The sequence below is a fragment of the Steroidobacter sp. genome (genome assembly GCF_016790065.1).
Taxonomy (GTDB): domain Bacteria; phylum Pseudomonadota; class Gammaproteobacteria; order Steroidobacterales; family Steroidobacteraceae; genus Steroidobacter.
Map to the genome: position 1 here is coordinate 1 of NZ_JAEUPY010000927.1, position 8451 is coordinate 8451.

The following is an 8451-nucleotide window of genomic DNA, read 5'->3' on the forward strand; positions in this document are numbered from 1 at the left end:
AGCGTGGCGTCGAGCAAGTCCAGCTTGAAGCCGAGCTCGTAACTCTCCGCCGTCTCTTCCTTGAACAGATGCGGATCCGTGGCTTGGATGGGTCGATTGAAATGACTATTCCAACCGCCGCCCTTGAAGCCCTGCGCATAACTCAAGTACGTCATCGCGGCCTCCGACCAGCGATACGAAATATTTCCTGAAAACGTGGTTTTGGAAAAGGTCTTTTGGTACAGCTGCACCGGCAGCCACTTCACAGTGGGCGTGCGCAGATCGTACTCGTCCGGCAATGAACCCTTGGTGTCCGAGGTGTGGCGGGCCCCGGCGCCGAGGCTCAGCTGCTCGGTGAGTTTGTAAGTCCAATTAGTGAACGCCGCCCAACTGTGATTCTTGACGGTATTGCAATCGCAGTTGCCGGTAGACGGAGGCGTGAAGCCAGGGGGTGACTGAGTCACGCCCGGCGGCGAAAAGGTCACGATCAAAGTGTCGTCGGAGCGCTCCTCGAAATAATAAGCGCCGCTGACGGCTGTGAGCTTGGCGCCAGTGAAGATCAGCTGCAGCTCCTGGCTCCATTGATCGCCTTCCACGTCATAGTCCGTGGACAGGATGGGGAACGGCGTGCCGTCGGCATCGCGATTACCGTTCCATTCGATCTCGCGATAGGAGCTGATGGACTTCAAGCTCCAGCGCTCGCTGAGATCGTATTGAATGTTCAGTCCCACGCCCCGGTTCTCCAGGTCGCTGTTGACCCGGGAGTTGCCGTTGTTCACATACGGACCACCGAGCATCAGGTTGTTTGCACAGCGCGGATCGGCGATCTGCGGCACGGGTGTACCTAGGGTGGTCATTCCGGGACAGCCGGCGAGAAAACTGACGTTGCGCGGGAACGCCGACGTGGGATTGATGGCCACGTTGGTCAACGCCGCGCCGTTCTCATCGGCCTCGGTGTAATCGAACGCCAGCTTGGCGGTCAGCTGCTCGCTCGGTGTCCACACCAATTTGCCAGTGACGGTATAGGTGTTCACGTCGCCGAGCTTCTTGTTCTCGGCGGGATAGTCGATGAAGCCATCCTGCTTGCGCCCGCCGAATGACAACCGCGCGCCCAGCGTTTCGCTCATCGGCACGTCCAAGCCCAGGAACACATCGCGAAGATTGTCGGAGCCGATGCCCACCTTCGCCGTGCCACCGAAGTCTTTCTCTGGATCCTTGGTAGTGATCAGGACCGCGCCGCCGATGGTGTTTCTTCCGAACAGCGTGCCTTGCGGTCCACGCAGAACCTGCACTGAGGCGATGTCGCGAAAGTCCATGCTACCACCGACACCGTGCCCCATATAAACATCGTCAATATACAAACCCACTCCTGGATCGACGTCCGGTGTGGGATCGGTCTGTCCGATGCCGCGAATGGTCACGACCACTGCCGAGCTATTGCCAGCGAGTCGCGCGCTACTGTTGAACACCAGATTGGGCGTGGTTTGGTCCAGATCGTCGGTGGAGAACACTTGTCGCCGCTCCAACGTCTCGGGCGTGAACACCGCCACCGACACCGGCGTGTCCTGCAACCGTTCTTCCACCCTGCGGGCCGTTACCTGCACCTCTTCCAGCACGAATCCGGTCTCTTGCTCGGCCGCCGAGACCGTCGTCGGAGCGACCCAACACAACGCAATCGTAGAGGCGAGTGAGCACTTGCTTGCCAGCTTCTCCATGTGTCCCCCCAATCGTATGAACGTTTGTTATCTCATCGGATCAGCGCGTCGATGTAGGCGGCGCCGATGCCCACCTTGTCGTAATGTTCCCTGGCGGCGGCGACGTAGTCGAACACGTCGTAATGACTGACGCCGTTGCCTTGCTCGTCCAGCCAGATCAACGGCCCTTGCACCACGAAAAATACGCGCATGGGTGCGCCGCTATCGTAGGCCACCAACGTGTGGCTCTCGCCCGGCGCTTCGTAGATGAAGTCGCCGGCGGTGGCTGTCCAGTCATGTTCCAGATAGCCCCACTTGCCGGAAATGGTATAGGCGAAGATCTGGTGCGGATGATAGTGACGATTCACCAGCCCGGCGCGCTTGGCCATCAGCACATCGGCCCACATGTTTCGTTGGGTCGAGATCCACAACGGCCGGGAACTCACCGTGTCGCTGAACGGCACGAAGTACTTGTCATCGGCGTCGGCCACCTTGGCATGAAACAACTCCGGCAGCGCATTGGGCCGGAGCACCTGCTTGATGGGCTGTAACTCCCGCCAGAACTCGCCACCGGGTGCGTCGGGCATGGTCTGCTCCGCTAGAAACGGAAACGTGCCTGCAAGCCATACTGCGCCAAGCCATCGTTGGGCACGCAGTAGAACGACCCGGACACGCCTCGCAGGTCTTGAATCTCTACACAGTACTTCTCATCGGTAAGGTTGTTACCGAACGCCGAGATCTCATAGCGATCGTCCTCGCCATAGATGAACGATGCTCGCGCATTCACCTCGGCGCGCGACTCGTATTCGTCGATGGGAACTTGCGGGCTGTACTTCACCTTGGAGCTGCTCTGGTAACGATAGTCCACACTCAGCACCAACGAATTGGCGGCAAACTCGAACGTGCGCTGCACGCCGGCGTTGCCGGTGAGCTCCGGCGCCAGCGGCAGCTCGTGACCCTTCTGGAAATCGCCCTGACGCAAATCGAAGTCGATGCCGGTCACGTCGGTGATTTCGGTGTGCAAATAGCCCAGGCTGCCGCGAATCAGCCAGTCACGGCTCGGCACCCATTCGAACTCGGCCTCGGCACCGTAGATCTTGGACTCGGGCAAATTGAAAAACTCCGGCCCGTTGACGCCGACGTTGAACACCTGCTGATCCTTCCAGATGTTGTAGAACACCGCCGCGTTGAACAGGAAGGCCTGCGCCAGCGTGGACTTGAAGCCCACCTCGAACGCATCCAGGATTTCCGGATCCAGCGGCCGTTGCGGAAACGGCGTGTCATCCGTATGCAGGAACTCCATGTCGAACTTGCCGGACTTGAAGCCGCGCGAGTAACCGCCGTACAGCATGAAGTCGTCGGTGACGTGATACTGCAAGCCGATCTTGCCGCCGACCTGATCGGTTTCCAGATTAGGGCGCGAAGTATTGGTGTTCGCGCAGCGGGTGAATGGAATGTACGCAGGGTTAGTCTTGGGCAGACACGCCGGCAATCCCGCTGCGAGTCTTTCGACTAACTCACGGTCGTAGTAAGTCGCAGGACTGCGGCCAGTCTTGTCGAACGCGCCGGCATAGTAAGACGGGTTCGCCTTGTCATCACGCGTGTAGCGCAAGCCCACAGTCAGTGTGAGTTGATCGATGAACTCATAATCCGTGTGGACATAGGCCGACAGACTCTGGTCCTCCAGGTCCGAAATACTGAACGAGACCGTGTTCTGATACGGATTGGGGATGATATCGAACAGGCTCGGCGGCGTAATTCCGACCGCCGACGGATGCGCACCCGGGAAACCATTGCTGCCGAAGCGAATGTTCTGCGCCAGCAGCGCGTCCTCCTGCAGATAGTAGAGGCCGGCAATCCAGCGGAAGCTGGCATCGCCGTCATCGGAAGCGAGCCGTAGCTCCTGAGTGAATTGCTTGTACTCCTGGTCCATGTCGATGATCAGCACGTCCGTGTTCACGGTGCGATTGCCGTTAGCCGTGTTGTCCTCTTCGTACCAGGCATGAGTGCGGTCGTACGAAGAGATGGACGTGAGCGACACGTTGCCAAAGTCGTGCTGGATCTTCAGGTAGCCGCCGTCGACCCACAGATCGGCCCGCTGCGAGCCGCCGGTGTAAACATCGTTCCAACGATTGGTGTGATGATCGATGCCTTCGATGTTGACCAAGCCGGCCGCGCCATTGCCATTGGTCCAGTCGATATTGCGGGTTGCGGGAGCGATGTCATTGATTCGCAGCGGCGGTGAGTTGATCAAGGCGCCCGCCACCTTCTGCGGCTGAGCTTGGCTGTCGTCACGTGCATGATGTGCACTGAACGTAAAGCGCGTCTGCTCGGAAGGCTCCCACGCCACCGTGGCTCGCAACGAGTAGCGCTCTTGATCGCCATAGTGTCGATCGCCGCTGTCCAGATTGTTCCAGATGCCGTCGCGGCTGTGATAAATGCCGGCAATACGTGCAGCGGCTTGATTGCCCATGGGCAGCGTCACACCGCCCTCCACCTCCGCGAGATTGTGTCGTCCATAAGTCAGCAGCGCGTAACCTTCCGTCTCACCGCCGACCTTCGGCTGATGAGTGATGTAGTTGACCGCACCGCCAGTCGTATTCCGACCGAACAGGCTGTTCTGCGGCCCCCGCAATACCTCGGTGCGCTCCATGTCGAACAAGCCCAGCGTGCTCATGTACGAAGAGTTCATGGTCACTTCATCCATGTATAAGCCCACGGACGAAGGCGCATTGCCAAAGAACTCGTTGGTGCCGACGCCGCGAATCACAATGTGCTGACTCATCGCGTTCTGCACGACTACGTTGAGGTTCGGCGCCATCCGCGCAATGTCGGTTAGCTCACCAACGCGAGCGTTCTGCAGTTCAGCGGCGGTGAAGGCTTGCATCGAGATCGGCACGTCCTGCACGTTCTCAGCACGCTTCTGCGCCGTGACGATCACTTCTTCCAATAACGCGCCTTGTCGTTCCGACTGCGCCATCGCTACCGTGCTCACCAACACCGTCGGCAACAGCAACAGCCAAGCTGCTTGCCGAGAACTGAAACGATAGTCGTCGCTGACGCCGCTCATGAGGTCCCCCTTGAATCGCCCGTTGTGGATTCCTTGTCAGACTCAAAATGGGTAGTGCACCGGCTCGGTGGCTACGGTGATCCAGCGCAGATCGGTGAACTCGGCAATGCCGGCGTCACCACCGAAGCGGCCATAGCCCGAGGCTTTCATGCCGCCGAACGGCATTTGCGCTTCGTCATGCACGGTGGGGCCGTTGATGTGACACATGCCTGCTTCGATCCTCGCGGCAACTTTCAATGCCCGCGGGATGTCACGACTATGCACGGCTGAGCTCAACCCATATTCGCTGTCGTTGGCGACATGCACCGCCTCGTCATCGTCCTTGACGCGCATGACGCACACGACCGGGCCGAACGACTCCTCTTTGTAGATGGCCATCCCCGGCGTGACGCGGTCGACGACAGTCGCTGCCATCACCGTGCCATTCACCTCGCCTCGTAGCACCAGGTCCGCACCTTTGGATGCAGCGTCGTCGAGCAACCGTTGAATGCGCGAGATCGACTCCGGCCCGATCAACGAGCCCAGCACCACTTTGCCTCGGGGGTCGCCTGCGGGCAGCGAGCGAGCTTTGGTCCCCAGCTTGTAAACAAAGGCGTCGGCGACTGACTCGTGCACGACGATCCGCTCCGTCGACATACAGATCTGGCCTTGATTCATGAAGGCACCGAACACGGCGGCGTTGACGGCTTGATCCAGGTCGGCATCGTCGAGCACCAGCAACGGCGCCTTGCCACCGAGTTCCAGCAACACCGGCTTGAGCTCACGGGCCGCCGCCGCGGCCACGACCTTGCCGATTCGAGTTGAGCCGGTGAAGTTGATCCGGCGCACCGCGGGATGTGAGATCAGCGTCTCGACGATGGTGGAAGCATCGCTGGGTGCGTTGGTAATGACGTTCACGACGCCGGGCGGCAGCCCTCCCGCTCGCATCGCCTCGCCTATCAAGCGATGGGTGGTGGGACAGACTTCCGAGGCCTTCAATATCACCGTGTTCCCACAAGCCAACGGCGTCGCAATAGCTCGCACACCCAGAATGACCGGCGCATTCCAAGGAGCGATACCGAGTACCACACCCGCGGGTTGCCGAATCGACATGGCTAATGAGCCCGGCCGATCGGATGGAATGACTTGCCCGGCCACCCGCGTCGTCAACGCAGCCGCTTCACGCAACATATTGGCCGCCAGCATCACGTTGAAACCCGCCCAAGGCGCCGTCGCCCCAGTTTCCTCGACCATGGCATCGATGAAAGCTGGTGTGCGTTTATCCAACTCGTCCGCTGCATGTAACAGCAATGAACGACGCGCCGTCGGCCCCAACGACGACCACGCCGGAAACGCCTTGCGAGCCGAATCGGCGGCGGCCTTGGCATCTGCAACCGTGGCCGCCGCCGCTCGAGTCGCCACATAGCGGGTCATCGGATTACGACGCTCGAACGTCGCCCCGTTCGACGCCGGCACGTCTTCGTTATCGATCAACAATCGACAGTCCATGACATCGTCCCCTGCGCACTCGTCATTGTTGGATGCCCCCGCTCACGTTCACCTCCACCAGCATCGGCGAGCGGGCCGCGAACGCGGTATGTAAGGCGGAGTCGAGTTCGTCGACGCGCCTGACTCGAGTCGCCGCCACTCCTTGGCTGCGCGCGAGCCCGCAAAAATCCAGTCCGGGCAATTGCACTCCGGGAAGTTGGTCCATGGCGAAGTGCACGCCGAATTCGTTCAGCGCTTCATAGCCGCCGTTACGAACGATCACGAACGCGATGGGCAGATCGCGTTGCGCCGCTGACCACAGTCCTTGAATGGCGTACATGCTCGAACCATCGCCAAGAATGGCGATGACTTTGGCGCCGGGCCGCCCCATGGCCACACCGACAGCGGCAGGTAGCCCATAGCCAAGTCCGCCACTGGCGCAGGTGTAGAAGCCGTCGGCAGCGACTATGGGTAGATAATCGTGCATAGGGCTACGGCTGCTCGGCGCCTCTTCCACGATCACGCTGCCCGTTGGTCGCAGCTTCGCGATCTGCTGTAGAAGATAGGCGTCGCTCAGCTCAGTACCCGCGAGCTGCAACGGTCTCGGACTCAGCGATGGCGCCGCGCGCTTCAACGGTGGCGCACCTTTGAGCAAATCCTCGATGCCCGCTTTCAGACTGGTGACGATGGACGCACCTACCGGCGACCATGCCGCCATGGCCGGATCGTCGACGAGCTGAATCAACTTAGTCGTCGGCGGCACGAAAGGGCCCGAGCCTTCGACGTGATAGGTGAACACCGGCGCGCCCAGCACGAGGACCAAGTCGTAGGGCTTGAGAGCTGAGACAATCTTGGCCCGGTCCGCGAATAAGAAGCCGGCGAACAGACGGTGATTTTCCGGGAAGCTATTACGAGCCGACATCGGGCTGACCCATACCGCGGCTTCATGCCGTTCAGCCAGCGCGATAGTTTCTTCCCAAGCAGCATCGCGAGCCACCGACGCCCCCACCACGATGGCCGGTCGACGCGCGCTACTCAGTGCCTCTGCAGCTTGTCGTAACAGCTCAGGATCGCCACGCACCGTGCGACTGACTTGGCGAGCAATCACCGGCTCGCAGCTGCGATCCCAATCGTCCACCGGAATAGAAACAAACGTCGGCCCGCTCGGGGCTTGCATCGCTGTGTAGTAAGCACGTGCAATGGCTGCAGGAACATCTTCAGCGCGTGCCGGTTCGCAGGCCCACTTCACATATGGTCGCGGAAACTCTGCCGCCTCGCGCGCATGTAGAAAGGGCTCATACGGCAGCATGGATCGCGCCTGCTGACCGGCCGCGATCACCAGGGGTGTTTGATTCTTGTGTGCCGTGAAAACATTGCCGAGTGCATGACCGAGGCCGGCGGCAGAATGCAGATTGACGAACGCCGCATTACGCGTGGCCTGCGCGAAACCGTCCGCCATGCCGACGACGATACTTTCCTGCAGCCCGAGCTCATATTTGAAATCCGACGGAAAGCCGCGAAACAACGGCAGTTCGGTGGAGCCCGGATTGCCAAAGATGGTCGTCATACCGAATGCGCGCAGCAAATCGAACACCACGTCCCTGACCGTCGTCTGCCGCGCCATCCCATCCCCCTATACAACGCCATCGAGTCCCGGCGTGCTTTATGTTTGCAGTCTGGGTCAGGGCTGTCGTACTGGCTATTGCCAATTTTCATCCAGGGCATAACATCCCTGCATGGCTTTGGAACCACGACAATTGCGAGCCTTTCTCGCGATCGTGCAGACGGGAAGTCTGGGACGCGCCGCCGATACCTTGCATCTGACCCAGCCGGCCTTGAGTCGCCTGGTGAAACAGATGGAAAAACAATTGCGCGTGCAGCTGTTCGAACGTCGCACCACCGGCATGGAGCTGACCAGCTTTGGCGACGCTCTATTGCCGTACGCCGAACATCTGGTCGAAGAAGCCGATCTGGCTATTGAGGAAATCAATATCCGGCTGGGCTTGGGGCGCGGCACGGTGCGTGTCGGTGCGGTGGCCAGCGCCGCCATCATGGTGTTGCCGGCACTGCTCGAAAGAATTCACGCCGCCTATCCCAATCTGCAGTTGCAAATCATGGAAGCGGTGGAAGACAAACTCGCCGCCGCCTTGGCGGTCAACGATATCGATGTGGCGCTGTCAGGTGCGATTCCGGAAAGCGACACCATCATGCGCGTCGCTGAACACAAGTTCACCGACCGTT

General features: G+C 60.1%; 6 protein-coding genes. 1 reads left to right on the plus strand and 5 read right to left on the minus strand.

The genetic code is table 11. The features are described 5' to 3' along the window. The 5 genes from JNL55_RS36860 to mdlC all read right to left on the minus strand — a co-directional run. Positions 1–1694 (minus strand): TonB-dependent receptor (locus JNL55_RS36860; RefSeq protein WP_293866987.1); only part of this gene is annotated, 1694 nt, incomplete at its 3' end. A 32-nt stretch (positions 1695–1726) separates the two neighbouring features. Beyond that, entirely contained in the window at positions 1727–2260 is a 534-nt protein-coding gene (locus JNL55_RS36865) for a 2,4'-dihydroxyacetophenone dioxygenase family protein (RefSeq protein WP_293866990.1), read from the minus strand. An 11-nt stretch (positions 2261–2271) separates the two neighbouring features. Beyond that, positions 2272–4743, minus strand: a complete 2472-nt coding sequence (locus tag JNL55_RS36870) for a TonB-dependent receptor (protein ID WP_293866993.1) — start codon at positions 4741–4743, stop codon at positions 2272–2274. A gap of 42 nt (positions 4744–4785) precedes the next feature. After that, complete coding sequence (locus JNL55_RS36875) at positions 4786–6231, minus strand: aldehyde dehydrogenase (RefSeq protein ID WP_293866996.1); 1446 nt, start codon at positions 6229–6231, stop codon at positions 4786–4788. Between the two features lie 22 nt (positions 6232–6253). Continuing rightward, positions 6254–7834 carry a benzoylformate decarboxylase gene (gene mdlC / locus JNL55_RS36880; RefSeq protein ID WP_293866998.1) on the minus strand — a complete coding sequence of 527 codons (1581 nt, stop codon included), beginning with the start codon at positions 7832–7834 and terminating at the stop codon, positions 6254–6256. A 112-nt stretch (positions 7835–7946) separates the two neighbouring features. On the opposite strand from mdlC, the gene JNL55_RS36885 reads away from it, so the two are divergent. Beyond that, on the plus strand, positions 7947–8451 hold a 505-nt coding region (locus JNL55_RS36885; protein WP_293867000.1), incomplete at its 3' end, for a LysR family transcriptional regulator.